At 39.7% G+C, this 20,005-nt stretch carries 19 protein-coding genes; 1 reads left to right on the top strand and 18 read right to left on the bottom strand.

Translation table 11 applies throughout. The features are described from left to right. Positions 1 to 328 precede the first annotated feature (328 nt). The 6 genes from AC0KSB_RS11870 to AC0KSB_RS11845 all read right to left on the bottom strand — a co-directional run bounded on the left by AC0KSB_RS11870 (position 329) and on the right by AC0KSB_RS11845 (position 9,242). Positions 329 to 2,242, bottom strand: coding sequence for an ABC transporter substrate-binding protein (locus tag AC0KSB_RS11870; protein ID WP_472309526.1), 1,914 nt, complete (start codon positions 2,240 to 2,242; stop codon positions 329 to 331). A 3-nt stretch (positions 2,243 to 2,245) separates the two neighbouring features. Beyond that, complete coding sequence (locus tag AC0KSB_RS11865; protein WP_472309524.1) at positions 2,246 to 3,046, bottom strand: TIGR00282 family metallophosphoesterase; 801 nt, start codon at positions 3,044 to 3,046, stop codon at positions 2,246 to 2,248. A 149-nt stretch (positions 3,047 to 3,195) separates the two neighbouring features. Then, on the bottom strand, positions 3,196 to 4,767 hold the full coding sequence (gene rny / locus AC0KSB_RS11860; protein WP_472309522.1) for a ribonuclease Y: 1,572 nt from the start codon (positions 4,765 to 4,767) through the stop codon (positions 3,196 to 3,198). Positions 4,768 to 5,142: 375 nt separating this feature from the next. Beyond that, entirely contained in the window at positions 5,143 to 6,912 is a 1,770-nt protein-coding gene (locus AC0KSB_RS11855; protein ID WP_472309530.1) for an NADH-dependent [FeFe] hydrogenase, group A6, read from the bottom strand. Between the two features lie 31 nt (positions 6,913 to 6,943). Further along, positions 6,944 to 8,746, bottom strand: a complete 1,803-nt coding sequence (gene nuoF / locus AC0KSB_RS11850; protein WP_472309520.1) for an NADH-quinone oxidoreductase subunit NuoF — start codon at positions 8,744 to 8,746, stop codon at positions 6,944 to 6,946. A 4-nt stretch (positions 8,747 to 8,750) separates the two neighbouring features. After that, entirely contained in the window at positions 8,751 to 9,242 is a 492-nt protein-coding gene (locus AC0KSB_RS11845) for an NADH-quinone oxidoreductase subunit NuoE family protein (RefSeq protein WP_472309518.1), read from the bottom strand. 133 nt (positions 9,243 to 9,375) lie between these two features. Here AC0KSB_RS11845 and AC0KSB_RS11840 point away from each other — a divergent pair, with 133 nt between their 5' ends. Next, the gene (locus AC0KSB_RS11840) at positions 9,376 to 10,290 is read left to right on the top strand and encodes an RluA family pseudouridine synthase (protein ID WP_472309516.1); all 915 of its coding nucleotides are present in this window, start codon (positions 9,376 to 9,378) and stop codon (positions 10,288 to 10,290) included. Here AC0KSB_RS11840 and recN read toward each other — a convergent pair. The 12 genes from recN to efp all read right to left on the bottom strand — a co-directional run bounded on the left by recN (position 10,283) and on the right by efp (position 19,918). Next, the gene (gene recN / locus AC0KSB_RS11835) at positions 10,283 to 11,956 is read right to left on the bottom strand and encodes a DNA repair protein RecN (RefSeq protein WP_472309514.1); all 1,674 of its coding nucleotides are present in this window, start codon (positions 11,954 to 11,956) and stop codon (positions 10,283 to 10,285) included. The genes AC0KSB_RS11840 and recN overlap by 8 nt on opposite strands. Before the next feature lie 18 nt (positions 11,957 to 11,974). After that, positions 11,975 to 12,451, bottom strand: coding sequence for an arginine repressor (gene argR / locus AC0KSB_RS11830; RefSeq protein WP_472309512.1), 477 nt, complete (start codon positions 12,449 to 12,451; stop codon positions 11,975 to 11,977). Beyond that, positions 12,448 to 13,308: an NAD(+)/NADH kinase gene (locus AC0KSB_RS11825; RefSeq protein ID WP_472309510.1), complete on the bottom strand. Its 861-nt coding sequence runs from the start codon at positions 13,306 to 13,308 to the stop codon at positions 12,448 to 12,450. The genes argR and AC0KSB_RS11825 overlap by 4 nt, the downstream gene beginning before the upstream one ends. An 84-nt stretch (positions 13,309 to 13,392) precedes the next feature. Then, positions 13,393 to 15,297 (bottom strand): 1-deoxy-D-xylulose-5-phosphate synthase, encoded by a 1,905-nt coding sequence (gene dxs / locus AC0KSB_RS11820; RefSeq protein ID WP_472309508.1) that lies wholly within the window; start codon positions 15,295 to 15,297, stop codon positions 13,393 to 13,395. 32 nt (positions 15,298 to 15,329) lie between these two features. Continuing rightward, positions 15,330 to 16,229, bottom strand: a complete 900-nt coding sequence (locus AC0KSB_RS11815; protein ID WP_472309506.1) for a polyprenyl synthetase family protein — start codon at positions 16,227 to 16,229, stop codon at positions 15,330 to 15,332. Further along, entirely contained in the window at positions 16,222 to 16,455 is a 234-nt protein-coding gene (gene xseB, locus AC0KSB_RS11810; RefSeq protein WP_472309504.1) for an exodeoxyribonuclease VII small subunit, read from the bottom strand. The genes AC0KSB_RS11815 and xseB overlap by 8 nt, the downstream gene beginning before the upstream one ends. A gap of 2 nt (positions 16,456 to 16,457) precedes the next feature. Further along, a complete protein-coding gene (gene xseA / locus AC0KSB_RS11805; protein ID WP_472309502.1) occupies positions 16,458 to 17,666 on the bottom strand; it encodes an exodeoxyribonuclease VII large subunit in 1,209 nt (402 codons plus the stop codon). Next, the gene (nusB, locus tag AC0KSB_RS11800) at positions 17,663 to 18,148 is read right to left on the bottom strand and encodes a transcription antitermination factor NusB (protein WP_472309500.1); all 486 of its coding nucleotides are present in this window, start codon (positions 18,146 to 18,148) and stop codon (positions 17,663 to 17,665) included. The genes xseA and nusB overlap by 4 nt, the downstream gene beginning before the upstream one ends. Before the next feature lie 15 nt (positions 18,149 to 18,163). Then, a complete protein-coding gene (locus tag AC0KSB_RS11795) occupies positions 18,164 to 18,406 on the bottom strand; it encodes a DUF2273 domain-containing protein (protein ID WP_472309498.1) in 243 nt (80 codons plus the stop codon). A 13-nt stretch (positions 18,407 to 18,419) separates the two neighbouring features. Beyond that, positions 18,420 to 18,971 carry an alkaline shock response membrane anchor protein AmaP gene (gene amaP, locus AC0KSB_RS11790; RefSeq protein WP_472309496.1) on the bottom strand — a complete coding sequence of 184 codons (552 nt, stop codon included), beginning with the start codon at positions 18,969 to 18,971 and terminating at the stop codon, positions 18,420 to 18,422. Further along, on the bottom strand, positions 18,968 to 19,354 hold the full coding sequence (locus tag AC0KSB_RS11785; protein ID WP_472309494.1) for an Asp23/Gls24 family envelope stress response protein: 387 nt from the start codon (positions 19,352 to 19,354) through the stop codon (positions 18,968 to 18,970). The genes amaP and AC0KSB_RS11785 overlap by 4 nt, the downstream gene beginning before the upstream one ends. Positions 19,355 to 19,360: 6 nt before the next feature. After that, entirely contained in the window at positions 19,361 to 19,918 is a 558-nt protein-coding gene (gene efp, locus AC0KSB_RS11780; RefSeq protein WP_472309492.1) for an elongation factor P, read from the bottom strand. Positions 19,919 to 20,005 lie beyond the last annotated feature (87 nt).

Raw genomic sequence — 20,005 nt, 5'->3', positions numbered from 1 at the left:
GTTCTATCATCTAGCTGCGAACATCTGCGGGAATGGACGCTATCGCCATCTTCGTTATGCTAAGGACTGGAAGATTGAATGGTTGATCCGTGCGGTCATCGACCGATTGCAACAGTTTAGTTTGATTCCAGTTTGATGATATCGCCTAACTAGAAATGCACTGCTCAACCGCGACTGCGGCTTGTTTCTGATTCCTTTCTTTCAACATCAGGAGCCAGGAAACAGCCATTTTTCTGATCTATTAATGTTTTCACCACTATTCAATTGTCAAGGTTCATCGCTCGAATGGTTTTTCTCAGATTTGGCTGAGAAACACTTAACCCGAGCCCTATTTGACGGCTACCTGCCGATTACAGGATAAATGAATAAAAGTCGATCTGGCAGCAATATTACCTAGCAGCATACTGTAGTCGCCAATATAATCCGTGCCCTCTATTTTATCAGTTTCAGACGGCTTATGCCATAGATCATGATATTTATCAAGCTGCAATACAAAATTGTTATATCCCTGCAAATAAGCTTGATCAAACCACAAAATTTCTTCAACCGACCCATCTGGTCCATATAACCAGGCAGGATCAGAAATCAAAGGCACTTTTGCTTCACACCAGGCAAGCTCATAATCACCAGACTGTAAAGCAGTCATATATTCCAATGCCGGTAAAACATTTATTTCAATATTAATATAATCAGATAGCAGTACCGAAATATTCTCAGCAGAAACTACCGCATAATCAATTTCAGGAACAATCATTTTAACTGTTACAAAATTATTTGCAGGTTTTTTATTCTCTTTTTCAGCATCTTCATCACTTGAATCTTCGTTTTGCGAAGTTTCCTGATTATCAGGTATTTCAGAAATGTTTAAAACATTATTTACAAAATCATCTGATTCAAGATTTAACTGCTTTTTAATATCATTTAGTATGGAAGCATACCTGACAGCCTCATGGTCTATTTGTGCTCTTTTGAAAGAAATTGGTACATCAGCTAATTCACCAGGCCATATAATGCTGCTCTGAGCCAAATAATCTTTTTGAAGATTTTTCTTTAATGCAAAAAGATTTTGCACTTCCGAAAAAAATCCGCTATCAGTCTGAACCGATAGAAATACAGATCTATCGCCGGTATACCGTACAATATCAAGATTATTTCTCCGGTGATACAAAGGGTATTGATCGGTGTCCAGTAAAACCAGATCAAGTTCATCCGCTTCTAAGGCTCTCATCGCTTCATTGATTTTACCATATTGTTTTAAAACAACTGAATTTACACTGTCTTTATCATCTGAATTTACCAGACTTAGCCACAAGTTACCGGCATCATCTATTCTTTCCATTTTGAATCTGCCTGTACCAGCAATTAAATTTGGGGAAATTATCTCAGACTGATCTGCTGAATCTTCAGAATCAGTATCTTCAATTGTCCAGGCATTAGCCGGAATCACCGGAAAGTCAAGATAAGAAAAAAAAGTTCTGACAGGCTGAGAAAAATTACATTCTATTGTGTATCTGTCAACTACAGAAATTCCTGCAAGGCTTGCAAAGACCTCTTCAGATGTTTCTCGTTGCGGGAAAATAATAGTATTATCTTCCTCATCTTCATCCTCGTCTTCGTCTTTATCACCATCTTCTGAATCTTCTTCTGAGACCTCGTCTTCGTCTTCAGTCAAATCTTCACCATTATTCTGATCATCTTCATCTTCATTATCTGTATCGGTGTCTTCTGAATCGTCATCAGAATCTTCACCAGGTATTTTGCTATGGCTATCTGCCCTGAATTCTATTCCTGAGTTTTCAGACCAAACATAAGCCAATGATTGTGCAACGTCGGCCGCCGTGAGTTCTTTACCATCATGAAAAAGACAATTCTGCTTAACCGTTATTTTTAACGTAAGATTGTCTTCCGACCATTCCAGATTATCAGCCAGATTTAATAATATTTCACCTTGTTCATTAAATTTAATTAACGATTCAAATATGAGATCATATGCAGCCTGACCGGAAAGAGTATTATCAAAATGGGGATTAAAATTATTTCTTTTGCTCCACCATATTCTTAAAGGTGCTGATTCGCCCTTTTCTTCAGGTTGATAATAATTATTCTGACTGGTTTCAGCCGGCAGCGTAGTCGGATAGTTATCATAACTTCCATAACTACAGCCAGACATCAAAAAAAACAGGCAGGCAAACAAAAAAACTGCTATTCTTTTACCGTTCAAAATATATTTATTCTTTATCAATTCTTATTCTCCTGTTAAATTTAAATGAGGCCAGCAGATTCTTTTGATTGTACGCGCCTGCCCACTAGCACAATCAACCGAGATTATAACAGCATTAAGTGCAGAACGGCCGCGGGCGGCCTCATAAGGCGCAGGCAGACGTTCAACAAACCTTCTTAGAGATGATTTTCTATCCATGCCTATTATACCGTCTATCGGCCCTGTCATGCCAACATCTGTAATATATGCCGTACCTTCTTCTAAAAGTCTTTCATCGGCAGTTTGTACATGTGTATGCGTTCCTGCCACTAATGTTGCCTGTCCATCAAGATACCAACCCATTGCGATCTTCTCCGAGGTTGCTTCAGCATGAAAATCCACAACAACTATCTTGGTTTTATATTTGATTTTTAAATTTTCTAAAAATGGCAAAATCATTTGAAAAGGATCGTTTAGTGAATCCATATAAACTCTTCCCAATAAATTAACAACAATAACAGTTCCTTTTTCATTTCTAACTATCGTATGATCTCGTCCCGGCCATGTTTCCGGGCCATTAGCAGGTCTTACAACTTCACGCAGATCATCTATACCGCCAATAAAATCACGTTTAGACCAGGTGTGATTGCCCATTGTTATAGCGTCAACACCATATGATATGATTTCTTCTGCTAAAATGGTACTAAGACCTAAACCAGCCGCAGCATTTTCACCATTAGCAATACAAACATCAATCTCAAAACGCTCTTTAATTACCGCCAGATGATCTCTCAGCAAATGTCTTCCACTGGCTCCAACAATATCGCCTATCATTAATATATTCAAGGAATGTCCTCCTGCAATTTTCTTTCTTACATTTTAGCATTGTTTAACAGTGCCTGCAAAAAAAGAGGAGTCAGATTGACTCCTCTTTTACATTGCATTTAATTATCTTCGTATTTACTGAAAAAACGTATATAACTACGTATCACAAATTATTTTGCAAATTCAGTAACACGGGTTTCTCTGATTATATGCACTTTGATCTGTCCGGGATAATCAAGCTCATCCTCAATTCTCTTACAGATTTCACGTGCTTTTAGAATCATTTCGTCATCTCTGACGTTTTCAGGTTTGACCATAACTCTTATTTCACGTCCCGCCTGAATGGCAAAAGTTTTTTCGACACCTTCAAAAGAATTGGCAATTTCTTCCAGTTTCTGAATTCTCTTTATATAAGTCTCCAGATTTTCTCTTCTTGCACCGGGACGGGCTGCTGATATAGCATCTGCAGCTGCAACCAAAACCGATATCATAGATGTTGGTTCAACATCTCCATGATGGGATTCAATTGCATTTATAACGTCAGGCCCTTCTTTGTATTTCTTGGCAATTTCAGCACCAAGAGATATATGAGAACCTTCCATTTCAAAATCTGCCGCTTTTCCAAGATCATGTAGTAAACCAGCTCTTTTAGCCAGCATTACATCAAGACCAAGTTCCGCTGCCATCATACCGGTAAGCCAACATACTTCTATCGAATGTTGTAAAACATTCTGTCCATAACTTGTGCGGTATCTTAGTTTGCCCATTAGTTTAACAATTTCAGGATGCAGACCCATTATGCCAGTTTCAAAAACAGCACGATCGCCTTCCTGTTTAATTGTCGCATCAACTTCTTTATGGGCTTTTTCAACCATTTCCTCAATTCTGGCCGGATGAATTCTCCCATCCAAAATTAGTTTTTCGATTGTAATTCTGGCAATTTCTCTGCGAATCGGATCAAAACTTGATAGAATTACAGCTTCAGGTGTATCATCAATGATCAGATCAACACCGGTAAGAGTCTCAATCGTTCTGATATTCCGACCCTCTCGTCCGATAATCCGACCTTTCATTTCATCATTAGGCAAAGTAACAACTGAAACAGTTGTCTCTGAAACATAATCAGCTGCGTATCTTTGAATAGAACCAACAATGATCTCTTTAGCCTTACGATCAGCTTCTTCTTTAGCAGTTTCTTCCATCTGTCTGAGCATAACGGCCATGTCATGCCTGTATTCCAGTCTGGCTTCTTCTAATACCATATTTCTGGCATCTTCAACCGTCAAGCTGGATATACGTTCCAATTCAATAACTTTTTGTTTTTCCAGTTCTCTTGCCTTTTCTTCCATTGCCAATACATCACTGACTCTGGTTTCCAAAGCTTCCTCTTTTTGTTCAAGAGTTTCAATCTTTCTTTCCAGCGATTCCTCTTTCTGATCAATTCTGTTACGTTCACGCTGCAAATCAGTTTTCTTCTCACGAACATCTTTTTCAAATTCAAGCCTCGCTTTATGTATCTCCTCCTTGGCTTGCAGAAGGAGCTCTCTTTTTCTGTTTTCACCGGTCTTTTGAGCTTCACCAAGCATGCCTGCAGCATCCTGCTCAGCTTTCTCCAGTTCAGCTTCAATAGCTTTACCTCTTTTACTGAATCCAATACGATAATATGCTACCGTTGCTGCGGATGCAATAATAAGCCCAATGACCAGACCGATAATCAGTTCCAGCCAATTAATGGCAATCACCCCCATATTTATTTATCAAGTTACAACAGATGTGCTATATGATTATTGTGGAAATATAAGCAAAACTATATAAACATTCAAGGCTATATAGCTACTAAACGCTATATCGGCACATAATTTATTAAGCTACAAACTGTATCTTTTACATTCTATAGAAACAACCTGTGCATTGTCAACAAAAATAAGCTGCTAAGCTCAAATGAATTTTAAAAATAGTATAAATATGCAAACAAATTATCAATGTAGGCATTATCCTGCAAGAACGACTATACTCAACCTCTGTCACAAAAAAAAATTAAGCTGCTGTCTAATCTCTTAGCACAGCAGCTTAATAAAAAATTTGTACAAAATATCAGCTAATAAAAATTATTAACTTTATTCTTCGCTTACCAGACTATCTGGATAAATTTCTCTTGCATGATAATGAGTATGCAAGAGTTCATGTGAAAGATGTCCATTAGCTTCGCCAAGGAAATTCTTATAAAGAGAGATAACATCAGGATTCTGATGTGATTTACGCAGTTCCTTAACTGTATCTTCTTCATAAAGAGCCTTTGCTCTAAGCTCGCGAATATCAACATCCATCAGATCCTGTGCATGAACCTGAGGTTGTCCGCCACCGCAGACACAACCACCGTCACATCCCATAATTTCGATGAAGTGATATTCAGGTGCGCTGCCATCACGAATAGCATCCAAGAGTTTTCTTGCAGCTGCTGTGCTATGAGCAACAGCTATACGCAGATCATGTCCACCAACAGTAAGCTGTGCTTCTTTAATGCCTGCATCAACACCACGAACAACCTTATACTCAAACTCAGGCAGATCCTTATCTTCAAGTATATCGGCTACTGTACGAAGAGCAGCTTCCATAACACCACCTGTTGCACCAAAGATAACACCAGCACCGGTATATTCACCAATCAGGTCGTTATCTGGTCCTTCATCAGGAAGTTTAAGGAAATCAATACCTGATGTCTTAATCATACGTGCCAGCTCACGTGTTGTAACAACAGCATCAACATCACGTTGTCCTGTGGTAGGATTGAACATTTCTTCACGGGACGCTTCTGTTTTCTTCGATGTACAAGGCATAACAGATACTACAAAAATATCCTCAGGAGCAATACCTTTCTTCTTGGCATAATAAGACTTGATAATTGCACCTTCCATCTGATGAGGTGATTTACATGTAGAAAGATTATCCAGGAAATCAGGATAATAAAATTCTGCAAAACGAACCCATCCAGGAGAACAGGAAGTAATCATCGGCAATTTGCCACCATTATTAATTCTGTTAAGAAGTTCATTTCCTTCTTCAATAATGGTAAGGTCAGCACCGAAGTTTGTATCATAAATTTTGTCAAAGCCCATACGGCGCAGAGCAGCAAACATTTTGCCGGTTACTCTTGTACCCATAGGCAAGCCGAATTCTTCACCCAAAGCAGCACGTACAGCAGGTGCAACCTGAACAACAACATGCTTTTTAGGATCATTAATGGCATTAAATACTGTTTCGTCTTCTTCTTTCTCATGAAGAGCACCTACCGGACAAGCTATTATACACTGTCCACAGTAGATACAAGGGGCATCAGCCATACTTACATCATAAGCAGGGCCTATTGCTGTTGCAAAACCTCTGTTAATAAAAGACAAAACACCTATTGACTGTTTATCACAAGCTGCTACACAACGTCCACACAAAATACATTTGCTTGAATTACGATAGATAGACATTGATTTATCGTCTATTTTCTCAATGCTCTTCTCGCCTTCAAAAGCAATACTTCTGATATTGTAACGTTCACTCAAATCCTGCAGCTCACAGTTTTTGTTACGGATACAGGAAAGACATTCTCTGTTGTGATCAGAAAGAATCATTTCCAGAGTTGATTTTCTTGTAGCACGTACTCTGTTAGTATTAGTTTTTACAACCATGCCATCCGTTACAGGATTAACACAGGCAGCAGCCAATGCACGTCCGCCGACAACTTCGACCAAACATACACGGCAAGCTCCAACCTCATTGATACCTTTCATGTAGCAAAGGGTCGGTACATTGATGCCAGCCTTACGTGCTGCTTCCAAAATAGTAAAATTGGAAGGAACACTAACCTGAACATCATCTATTGTCACGTTTACCATGTTCACTTATCTTCACGCTCCTTACTCAGTATCATTTCCGGATTATTGCTTTGAACTTACATGCCGTCTCACAAGCGCCACACTTGATACACTTGGAAGTATCAATTACATATGGCTCTTTGCCCAGAACACCGCTTATGCAATCAACAGGACAACGTTTGGCACAAAGACCACATTTTTTACAAAGCTCAGGTATGACGTAGAATGTTGTAAGTTCTTTACATACACCACAACGACATTTCTGCTCAGTTACATGTTCAATATATTCTTCACGGAAATGCTTAAGTGTTGAAAGAATTGGATTAGGCGCTGTCTGACCTAAAGCACATAATGAACCTTCTTTGATAGAAACGGCAATACGTTCCAGATTATCAACATCATCCATTGTACCTTTACCGCTGGTAATTTTCTCCAGCATTTCAAACATACGCTTGGTTCCTATTCTACACGGAGCACATTTACCACATGACTCCTCAACCGTAAACTCAAGGAAGAATTTCGCAATATCAACCATACAGGTTTCTTCATCCATAACGATCAGACCGCCGGAACCCATCATTGATCCTGCAGCAATCAGATTATCATAGTCGATGGGCACGTCAAGCAAAGAAGCAGGTATGCAACCGCCTGAAGGACCGCCAGTCTGTACAGCCTTGAATGCTTTATTGTCAGGGATACCACCACCGATATCATATACGATCTCACGCACGGTAGTTCCCATAGGGATTTCAACCAGACCAACATTGTTTATTTTTCCACCAATAGCAAAAACTTTGGTTCCTTTACTCTTTTCAGTACCCATATCAGCAAACCATTGTGGTCCGTTACGGATAATTGCCGGAATATTTGCATAAGTTTCAACATTGTTAAGAATGGTTGGTTTGCCAAAGAGTCCTTTAACAGCCGGGAATGGAGGACGAGGTGTAGGATTACCACGTTTACCCTCGATCGAGCGCATCAGAGCGGTTTCTTCGCCACATACGAAAGCACCTGCTCCAAGTCTGATTTCAAGATCAAAATCAAAACCGCTTTCAAATATATTTTTCCCAATCAAGCCATATTCACGAGCCTGGTCTATTGCCAACTGTAAACGCTCAACTGCTATCGGATATTCAGCACGTACATAAACGTATCCCTGATTAGCACCGATCGCATATGCTGCTATTGCCATAGCCTCAACAACACTGTGCGGATCACCTTCCAATATGGAACGATCCATAAATGCACCAGGGTCCCCTTCATCGGCATTACAGCAGACATATTTTTGCTCATTTTGCTGTTTTGCTGCGAACTCCCATTTCAAACCGGTTGGGAAACCGCCGCCGCCACGTCCGCGAAGACCTGATTTCTTGATCATATCAATAACATCAAGCGGGGCAATTTTTTCAGACAAAATCTGACCAAGAGCACTATAGCCATCATGTGCTATGTATTCTTCGATCAGCTCAGGATTGATTATGCCACAATTTTTCAAAGCAACACGCAGCTGCTTTTTGAAAAAGTCTGATTCTTCAACATTCTGTGCATGTTCAACTTTTTTCTCATGTGAAACTGTCATCAGGCGTGTAACAAAACGACCCTTTACCAGATGTTCGGAAACGATTTCGGAAACATCTTCAGGCTCAACTCTGAAATACATAACGCCTTCAGGATATACTACTACGATAGGCCCTTCGGCACATAAACCGAAACAACCTGTTTTAACTACCTTAACTTCATTGCTGATTTTATTATCAGCCAGCTGCTCTTCAAAATTTTCCATTATCCTGATTGATTGAGATGAGGTGCAGCCAGTACCGCAGCAAACCAGGATATGTGCTCTGTAAAGATCCATGAGCTTACGCCTCCTTGTATTTTGCCAGTATTGCCGGAATCTCATCAGCCGACAGACGTCCGTAAACATCTTCGTTGATCGTGATAACCGGAGCGAGACCGCAGGCACCGATACAACGACAGGCATTTATTGAGAATTTGCCGTCCTTGGAACATTCACCGGCTTTGATTCCCAGTTCTTTTTCTATTTTGTCGAGAATAGCCTGTGAACCTTTAACATAGCATGCTGTTCCCATGCATATGCTGACGACATATTCTCCTTTTGGTGTCAATGAAAAGAATGAGTAGAATGAAACGACACCATAAACTTCAGCCACAGATACTCCCAGGCCAAGTGCTACAGTTCTTTGTACCGGAAGCGGCAGATACCCGTATATGTTCTGTGCCTCCTGCAAAACCTGCATCAACGCTTTTCTTCCATCTTTACTAAAGCGTTGGATTACCTGATCCAGAGCCTGGACCTTCTCGTCATGAGTCATTGTTTTTGTTGCTCCCATGATTTGACTCACCTCCCAAGTGAATACAATACCAAAGTTTTATCAATTCTACAATATTTTTCCGTAATTTTTTCACGATTTGACTTATATTCTGTAAACGTGTTAAAAATAATTCGTCGTGGAGGTAGGTAAATTGTATTTGAAGTATATAGTTAAGGAATCGGACAACGGACACAGAGCAGTCGATGTGCTGTGCAAACGTACAGGTATGTCAAGAATGATGAGCAAAAAAATTCGTTTGCACGGTTCTCTTACCAAAAATGGTCAACACTGCCGTATGATTGATCCAGTTGAAGCCGGAGACCTGCTTGAGGCGCAATATCATCCTAAAGGCAACGATATTGCACCTTTGCGTAAAGATCCTTCTCTACCGGTATTATATCATGATGATTGGCTGATTGTTGTTAACAAACCTGCAGATATGGTCACACATCCTACATATTTACACGATAAAGGCTCTGCCACAGATAGACTGGCAGACTATCCATTACATCCGGTAACAAGACTTGACCGAGACACAACAGGAACTCTTTTGATAGCATTAAACGGACATGCACATCATGTAATTACATCAAATAAAATGGATAAGTCTTATCTTGCCCTTGTACACGGTAAAATGCCTGATAAAAAAGGCTCAATTATGCTGCCGATAGGAAGAGACCCTGACAGTATCATGCTGCGTAGAATTGATGATAATGGCCTATCTGCACATACAGACTGGGAATTACGTAGATACTTCGCGGCTTATGACGTTTCACTTGTCAGCTTTAAGCTTATAACAGGCCGCACACATCAGATCAGGCTACACAGTCAGTCAATAGGTCATCCTTTACTAGGAGACTGGTTGTATGGGCTGGCAGAAAAAGATCCTTCCACGCTCACAGAAAAACAAATTTTAGCTGAGAGTTTATTCCAGAGGCAGGCATTACACGCTTTTTCACTTAGCTTTGTGCATCCTTGCAGTCTGAAAATACAAACGGTAAAAGCGCCTTTAACATCAGACTTTCGCAAGGCATTAGATTTTTTGCAAAAATACAATTCTAATTAAGCATTTGTGCTGCAAGTTCTCTTGCTTTATTGTCAGCAACACCGCCGCTAAGCAGTCGAGCGACTTCACCTAAACGGCCGGCTCTGTCTAATATTTGAAGATTTGTTCTGGTACTTACATCATCGCTGCTTTTTTCAATTAATATATGCTGATCAGCTTTAGCAGCAATTTGAGCCATATGTGTAATGCAAAGAACCTGTCTTTTTTTTGCAATTTGTTTTAATTTATCTGCAACCATACCTGCAGTCTGACCACTGACACCGGTATCAATTTCGTCAAAAATTAATACCGGAATATCATCTGCATCTGCAAGAATAGTCTTTATTGCCAGCAAAACTCTTGAAGCTTCGCCGCCTGAAGCAATTTTAACCAACGGTTTTAAAGGTTCGCCGGGATTAGCAGAAATCATAAACTCTACTTGATCAAGGTTATTTTTGCCAAGATGATCCTCTTCAGGCTCAAAATGTTTTATTGCAACCGAAAAGCTTACACCCTTCATTCCAAGATCAAGCAACTGACTGGTAATACCCGCCTTTAATTCTTCTGCTGTTTTACATCTTACATCATATAATTTGACAGCCGACCTAGCCAATTCCTGCAAAGCTTCGTCCAGAAGTTTTCGCAACTGTTCAAACTTTGCTTCACCCATTGATAACTTTTCCAGTTTAGCTTTTGCCTTTTTTTCATATTCTATGACGTCTTCCATACTGCTGCCATATTTCTTTTTCAACCGGTAAAAAAGATCAAGTCTATTTTCAGTCTTTTCAAGCTCATCAGGTTTTGCCTGATATTTCTCAATCCAGCTGCGAATATCAGCAGTATGTGTAGCAAGCTGATCCTGAATAGAATTCAATTCATTTTTGCAATTATCAGCATCATCAATATATCTGGCCGGAAATTCAAGATAGTCAATGGCAAGAGCTAATTGTGCAGAAATACCATCATCACTATCACCTGAAAGAAGACTTAATGCACCTTCAAGGCTTTGTTCTATTCGTTCAAGTCCAGACAGCATTTTTCGTCTTTTTTGTAATTTTTCCTCTTCACCTTTTTGAACGGCAGCAGTTTCAAGTTCATTTATCTGATATGTCAAAAGATCAATCTGTCTTGCTCTTTGTGCAGGATCTGCGCCTAATTCAAGCAGTTCCTGTCTCAACTTAATGCACTTCTCCTGCTTTGTTTTAAAATCGGCTTTTGCCGTTTTGATGGCTTTGCCACCAAATCTATCCAGAAGCTGTAAATGTGTATCAGTTTTAAAAATTGTCTGCTGATCGTTCTGTCCATGAATGTCAATCAGCCAGCCGGCAGTCTGACGCAATACAGATTGATTGACCAATCGTCCATTGATACGGCAGATACTTTTACCCTGCTGGTTAATCTCTCGCGAAAGGATCAAATCCTCATCATCCTCAATCGCTAATTCCTGCCGCCAGCTATGAGGCATGCAATGTTCAATATTTGAAAAAAGAGCTTCAATAACCGCTCTTTTTTGTCCATATCTGATCATATCCTTGGATAATCTGCCACCTTTAAGCGAACCTATAGCGTCAATCAGGATAGATTTGCCAGCACCTGTTTCACCAGAAATAATCATCAAACCAGCTTCCGGTTCTAAAACAGCTTGTTCTATTAATGCAAAATCTCTGATTTCAAGTCTTGAAAGCATGGAATCCTCCTGCCTTTGTCAAATACCGGTATTCCCCTGTCTTGTCAGCTGACTAAGCTTTTCGGCAAGAACTTTTGCCAGCTGTACGGAATTGGTTGCAATAAACAAAGTATCATCTCCTGCAATACTGCCTATTACCTCTTCCAGATGCATAGAATCAAGAGCAGATGCACTTGCCTGAGCCATTCCAGGAAGAGTTTTTAGCACAACCAGGTTCATTGCCGTATCTATTTGTATTACAGCTTCAGAAAAAACCTTCATCAAACGCCCGGAAGCACCTTCTCCACTTCTTTCCATTGCAACATACTTCTGCCCGCCCTGACCTGTTGAAACCTTTATAACCCCAAGAGCTTTAATATCTCTTGAAACGGTTGCCTGCGTAACCTCCAGACCAGCATTATTGAGACCGGCAACAAGATCTTCCTGTGTGCCTATAATATTTTCTTTTATCAGCTGAAGTATTTTGGCTTGTCTTTCATTTCTATTAGGTTTCATCTTATGCTCCCCCTGGCATGTATTTTATGAGGTATAGTTGCGAAAAACTGATCTTCATGCAGTTTTATCAAGGAAAAATAATTTTTTGATTTACGCACTATAATCTTACTGCCGCTTTTAACTTCAATCTCCTGTCTGCCATCAATAGCAATCAATGTCGAACAAGGATAGTCTTTGATAGTAATGCTGACTTCACTTTTATCATCCGTCAGATAACTGCGATTATGCAAAGTATGAGGACAAATAGGGTTTATCATTATCAATTCCAGACTGGGATGAACAATCGGTCCACCGGAAGACAGAGAATAAGCAGTAGAACCAGTAGGTGAGGAAACAATCAACCCATCTCCAGGTATTCTTTCAACATCAACATCATTTATCCTCAGATCAAGAGTTAGTATACGTGAATGTCTGCCTCTGGAAATAACTACATCATTAAGAGCATTGCCTGATTCCAGAACATCACCGTCAGGGCTAAGGCAAACAGCTTCCAGCATCATGCGCTTTTCTATTCTGTATTTTTTTGCCAAAAGCAGTTTGACAGATTCCTCCAGCTTCTCTGGAATAATTTCCGGCAAAAAGCCTACACTCCCTAGATTTACCCCGATCATAGGTATATTCTTACAACCGTTAAGATGAACAGCCGAAAGAAATGTTCCGTCTCCTCCCAGACAAATCATAATATCTGCCGAGCTATACGAATCAATTTCGACTCCCTCTATATCTTCGAGAGGTGAATCCTGATAACTGCTGTCTACGAGAGGAATCCCCCCGTTTTCTAAAATCAGTTTTGATAACTTCGCCGCAATGGCAAAACCAGGATCCTTATCAGGATTGGAATAAATACCTATTCGCATAAATCATTTATGCCTCCGTCAAAATATGTTTTTTATTATAACGAATAAAACATGAATTATCATGTATAATTTCAACAATTATACTCAAAACAGATTGTTTTTATGATTTTGATCACAAAACATAAATATTTTTTGAAAAATACCCTGACTATCAAGCTGCTGATCATGCAAAAGCTCGAATCTGCCAGCCTGATCTAGAGGCTTCTCTTCCACTCCCAACAGCTCAAACTTAATATTCGGTGCAGCTTTGAGAATAGAAGGCAGTATACTAGAGCCAAAACCACCTCTGACAACGCCATCCTCTATAATTATCAAACGTCCGGTTCTAGCTGCAGATGCAGAAACAACTTCAAAGTCAAAAGGTTTCGCCCTTATAACAGCAAAAACATCACAACTGATTTTTTCCTGCTGCTCCAATCGCTGCGCAGCTTCAAGAGTATATTCGCTTAAAACCCCTAGAACAACTACGGTACAATCATTGCCTTCTTTGATTTTTAGACTTGATATATTTTTATCCAGATTGGTGTTGCTATAATCAAAATTATCAGGCATCGAACTGCGTGGATATCTTATAGCTACCGGATGATCACATTCAACGGCAATTTGCATAACTCTTTTTAAACTAAACTCATCAATAGGACAATATACCTCCAAATTAGGCAGTGGCATTAAAAACCCCAAATCATAAATGCCCTGATGAGTTTCACCATCTTCACCTACAAGGCCGGCACGATCAACAGCGATAACAACATGCAGGTTTTGCAGACATATATCATGCAAAAGTTGATCATAGGCTCTTTGCAAAAATGTGGAATACAATGCCGCAATTGGTTTCATTCCTCCTGCCGCCATGCCTGCGGCAAGGGTCAAGGCATGTTGTTCTGCAATACCTACATCAAACAATCTGGCCGGGAACTGTTCTGCAAAAGCAGTTAAACCAGTACCGGATGTCATGGCGGCAGACACGGCACATATTCTGGTATCTTTTTTTGCCAGATCCAGTATTATTTTACCAAAAGCATTTGAAAAAGTCTGATTGCAAACTACTTCACCAGGTTTGCAAACTCCACTTTCAATTTCAAAAGGTGCTGTTCCGTGAAACTTGTCAGGAGCCTGCTCCGCATAAGAATAACCTTTGCCCTTTTGCGTAAGAACATGAAGCAAAACCGGCCCTTTAATTTCATGTATAGCAGATAGATGATGCTTAAGATCATTCAGATTATGCCCGTCTATAGGACCATAATACTTAAACCCTAAATGTTCAAAAAAAACACCACTATCCCTAAGCCAAAGTCTGTCCATGCTCTTTATTCTTTGGATCAAAGAACATAAAGGTTTGCCTACAAGTGGGATTTTCCGCAAAATAGATTCTACTGATAATTTCAATTTTATATATCTTCTGGAAATTCTCAGACTCTCCAGATGACTTGATAATCCACCAACATTTTTGCCGATAGACATCTGATTATCATTTAAAACTACAATCAGATTTTCTTGGGATTGTCCGGCATCATTCAAGGCTTCAAAAGCCATGCCTCCTGTAAGAGCACCGTCACCAATAACAGCTATTACATGTCCGCTTTTACCTGTATGAGCCATTGCTCTTGTCAAACCAAGCGCAGCAGAAATAGAAGTACTGCTGTGACCTGTATTGAAAAAATCATAAGAACTTTCATTAGTTTTAGGAAACCCTGAAAGTCCACCCTTTTGGCGTAGAAGATTAAACTTTTCTTTACGACCGGTAAGAAGCTTCCAGGAATAGCATTGATGTCCTACATCAAAAACAATCTTATCCCGCCTGAAGTCAAATTCAGCCAACAAAGCCAAGGTAAGCTCAACCATACCTAGATTTGAAGCCAAATGACCACCATTTTGAGAAACTGTATCTATAATCTTCCGGCGCAATTCTCCCGCCAAAACAGATAATTTATCTATATCATATTCGAGAAGCTGTTCAGGGCTTTCCAGCGTAGACAGCAGATCAGCCATGTCCTGCCCTCCATTTCCAAAATTTTTATTAATTAGTAATTGCGATTAAGCAAAAAATCGGTAATGCCTTTTAGAAAAGCAATATCCAAACCAGCCTCCTCCAGACAAACCAAGGCTTTTCTGGCAGACTGATCTGCTTCAACCAATTTTACACGTGCCTGCTCAAGTCCAAGTAGATTTACATAAGTAGACTTTTGGTCACGGACATCCTTACCGGTGGTTTTGCCAAGCAGCTGCTGATCAGCAGTTACATCGAGAATATCGTCCTGAATCTGAAAAGCAAGCCCTATCGCATCAGCATAATTTTCAAGCTGCTGTCTGACAGTTTTTTGGGACTGCGCTAGACAAGCTGCAGCAATTAAGGGAGCTTTAATCAAAGCTCCTGTTTTATGACGATGAAGCTCGGTTAATTTATCAAGTTCAAGCATCTTGCCCTCAGCTTCAAGATCAAGTGATTGTCCCGCAATCATACCCGCCAATCCTGAAGAAGCCGCAATTTTAAGTCCGGCTTCCAAAGAACCTGGCAAATCAATATTTATAGCAGATAAAATAAGCTCAAAGGCTCTGTTAAGTAAGGCATCACCTGCCAGAACAGCCACAGCCTCACCAAAAACTTTGTGACAGGTTGGTTTTCCACGCCGCAAATCATCGTCATCCATACAAGGCAAATCATCATGTATCAGAGAATATGTATGTATCATCTCTATTGCAATTGCCATTTTCAATGCTGCTTCCATATCAGCAGACAACATCTCGGCTGTTGCCAAAAGCAAAACCGGTCTTATTCTCTTTCCACCTGCCAAAAGACTATATCTTGCTGCATGCAAAACTTTATCATTATGGTTATCAGATCCATCTGTAAGCATCTGCTCAAGATTATCTTCAATTAATGTCAGATATTTTTTATATACTGCATTAAAATCATTATTCATAATTCTCTTCCTCAACAGTCTGATCAGGCTGTATCATTAGACGTGTTATCTGTTCTTCCATCTTCTGCAGTTTATCCGTACAATAACCTGCCATTTTCATACCTTCCTGAAAAAGATTCATGGATTCCTCAAGTGTTATATCACCTGATTCCAGCCTGCTTACAATTTTTTCCAATGAACCTGCAGCCTCTTCATAGGTAAGTTGCTTTTCTTCTTGTTCGGACATGATTACATCCTCCTGTCTTTAACATTTATGACCCGACAATTTAGTGTCCCATCCTGTAATGCCACATCTATTTCATCATTCACATGAATAAATGCAGTTGACTGAATAGTCTTGTTGCTGCTGTCGGTAACAACTGCATAGCCTCTTGTCATGACTTTCAAAGGACTCAAAGCATCTAGTTTAGTCATAAGTATACCAAGTTCTCCGGCAGCCTTTTTCAAATAACTGCTCTGTGCATTATTAAGCCTATCCTGCAGCCAATCAAGATTCTGACGGCGCCGGTTAATATTCTCAACAGGATTTTTTATTACCGGTCTTTCAGTCAAACCTGTTAATCTTATCTTCTGATATTCCAGTCTTCTAAGCAGAGATTTCTTCATTCTTTCCTGAAAAGCAGAAATAGACATAAGCATTTCATTTTTTACAGGAATCGCTAATTCTGCTGCTGCAGATGGAGTTGGAGCCCGCATATCGGCAGCAAAATCGCAAATCGTATAATCAGTTTCATGTCCGACAGCCGATATAACAGGTATTTTTGACTCATATACAGCTCTGGCAACTATTTCTTCATTAAAAGCCCACAGATCCTCCATTGAACCGCCACCTCTGCCGACTATCAAAACATCTGCCCGGCCAAGAAGATTAAAAACTTTTATTGCCTGAGCAATCTGCGCAGCGGCCTGATCACCTTGAACAGCTACAGGTATAAGCTGTAATTTAAACCCGGGGAAACGCCTGCGTAAAATATTGATTATGTCTCGTATAACTGCTCCAGAAGCAGATGTTACAACCCCTATACAATCCGGAAGCAATGGTATGCTTTTTTTATGCTCCTGCGCAAACAAACCTTCTGCTTCAAGCTTTTTCTTCATCTGTTCAAAAGCCAGAAAAAGATCGCCTATGCCGTCTGGCTGCATGGATTGAGCATATAACTGAAATCTACCGTCACGGTCATACAGAGAAGCTTTGGCGGTTATTATAACCTTCATACCATTTTCAGGCTTGAATTTAAGTTTCATTGCCTGTCCTTTAAACATAACACAGCTCACAGATGCAGATTCATCTTTAAGCGTAAAATACATATGTCCGGATGCATATGTCTTGAATCCGGACAACTCTCCGCTGACCTGAACATTTTTTAGATTTTCATCTCTATCAAGCAGTGCAGCGACATATTTATTTAATTGTGCTACGGTTATTGTTTTACTCATTGTTCTCCAGACCCTGATCCTTCAACAGTATGTTCTCTAATTGCTTCTTCAGCGTCTTCTTTCTTTTCTAAAATAATTTCCTGACTCTCATTCCTGCTAACCTTGCCCAAAACAGCATTTATATATGATCTTGACTCTTCGCTGCTGAATTTTTTTGCAAGAAGCACAGCTTCTGAAATTGCTACATTATCAGGAACATCTTCAACAAATTTCATTTCAAACACAGCAAGGCGCATAATAGTGAGATCTACCTTGGGCAGTCTTTCTTTTGTCCAGCCTTTAAGAAATGGTATATAACATTTATCAATTTCTTCCTTATGCTCAATAACTCCATCTGTCAATTGTTTAAAATATACGGCTGAGCTTTCATTTATTTCCTGAAACTCGATAAAATCAAGCTGTTGCTGCTGTTCATCACCTTTTTGGAGTTCAAGCTGAAAAAGAAACATAAACGCTTTTTCTCTTATCTCACTTCTGATCATTAATTATATACTCCTCTATCTGAATAAGCCAGGCGGCAATATTTTGTCCAGCAAATTGCGGAAATCATCTTTGTGACTGAAATATCTAATACCAAGAAAATATCCCAACACGGTCATAGCCAGAATGAAAATAGTCTTAAACAAGCCAAAAATCACCCAGGAAAGTGCGAAAGCCAAGCCTATGACGGCTCCCACAGCTCCAGGATTTTTATCCTTGAACAATTCTTTTAGACTTTGCAGGAAATTTTTGCTGTTCATTTCACACGTCCCGTCAATGTTCCACGCGAGCGGCTACAGCCTCTACACGAGCTACTTTGATCTGAACCTCGGCAACTGGTATGCCGGTATATCTTTCAATATCTTTTTTTATTCTATCTTGTACCTTTGCCATCATAGCAGGTACTTCTACATCCGAGTACAAAACAGTAGTCAACTGTACAGATATCTTATCACCCTTAAAAGGTGCAACTCTGGCCTTAGCTGTTTTTATACCACATTGAGCAGATTTGGCAGAATTCAGGGCTATACTTTCAATTGCATCAACACCTATATCAATATTGCCGATCTCATTATCTCTTATCCTTGTTTTTCTGAGACGTCCACTCATTATTGAGTATACCAGCATCATCATAGATAACACCAGCGAAAATATAGCAAAAATACTGCCTGCAAACTGATAAGAGCTGCGCTCAGACATCTGCGTAAGCATTAAAATGATTCCACTCAGCACACCTTTGCTAAAAAGCATCATTAAAAACAAAATAGAAATAACAGACAATGCAAAAGAAAAAAGTATTAATATAATTCGAACAAGTCTGTTCATATTCCGGCCTCCTCTCTGGTCACAATGCCCTTCACATGCACATGAACAGCTTCCACTACAAGACCCGTGTATTTTTCAACATCGGCCTTGACACGTTCCTGCACCGACCAGGCAACTTCCGGAATAATGTTTCCGAAATATATTACAGGGTATACAGTTATTGTAACAAAATCTTCTCTATCTTCGCGAAAGACTACTCTTACGCCCTTACCCTCATGATCTGCACCTAAAGCTTCTTTTATAGTAACAATTGCGCTTGTATCAAGGGTTGCCACACCATTTGCCTGCATTGCAGCTTCTGCTGCATACTGTGCAACAAACCCACGCGACATGGCGCGTTCACCCTTAACAGAATTTCCCGATCCAGACCAGTCAGTAGCCATGATTGATTAGACTCTCTCCATGTAATCGCCGGTACGTGTATCTATGCGAATCACTTCACCTTGATTAACAAATAAAGGAACTTTAACAGAAGCACCCGTTTCGACAATCGCCGTTTTAGTTGCATTCTGAGCTGTATCACCTTTTACTCCAGGTTCACATTCTGTAATTTCCAGTTCAACAAAAATCGGAGGCTCAACACCAAAAACATTTCCTTTATAGGAAAGAACTTTACAAGTCATATTTTCTTTAAGAAATTTAAGTGCATCACCTAATTTTTCTGCTGTAAAAGGTATTTGCTCATAAGTTTCAACATTCATGAAGTGATAAAGATCGCCATCAGAATAAAGATATGTCATATCAGCACGATCGAGCTGTGCTCTTTCAAACTTCTCCGTTGGTGAGAAACTACGTTCCACAACAGCACCTGTTTTTACATTGCGATATTTTGTTCTGACAAAAGCTGCTCCTTTTCCCGGTTTAACATGTTGAAACTCAACAACCTGGAAAACATTTCCGTCCATTTCAAAAGTAACACCGTTACGAAATTCACCTGCACTGATCATCTATTATTCCTCCAAAATTTTACATATCCTTAATAAAAAGGGTCAAAGACTATCCTATTTTATGCTATCTTAAGCTATGCCGCAAGT

It is taken from the genome of Ercella succinigenes, assembly GCF_900002895.1.
Note: the sequence above shows the minus strand (reverse complement) of the source record. Positions and strands in the feature narration are given on the sequence as shown.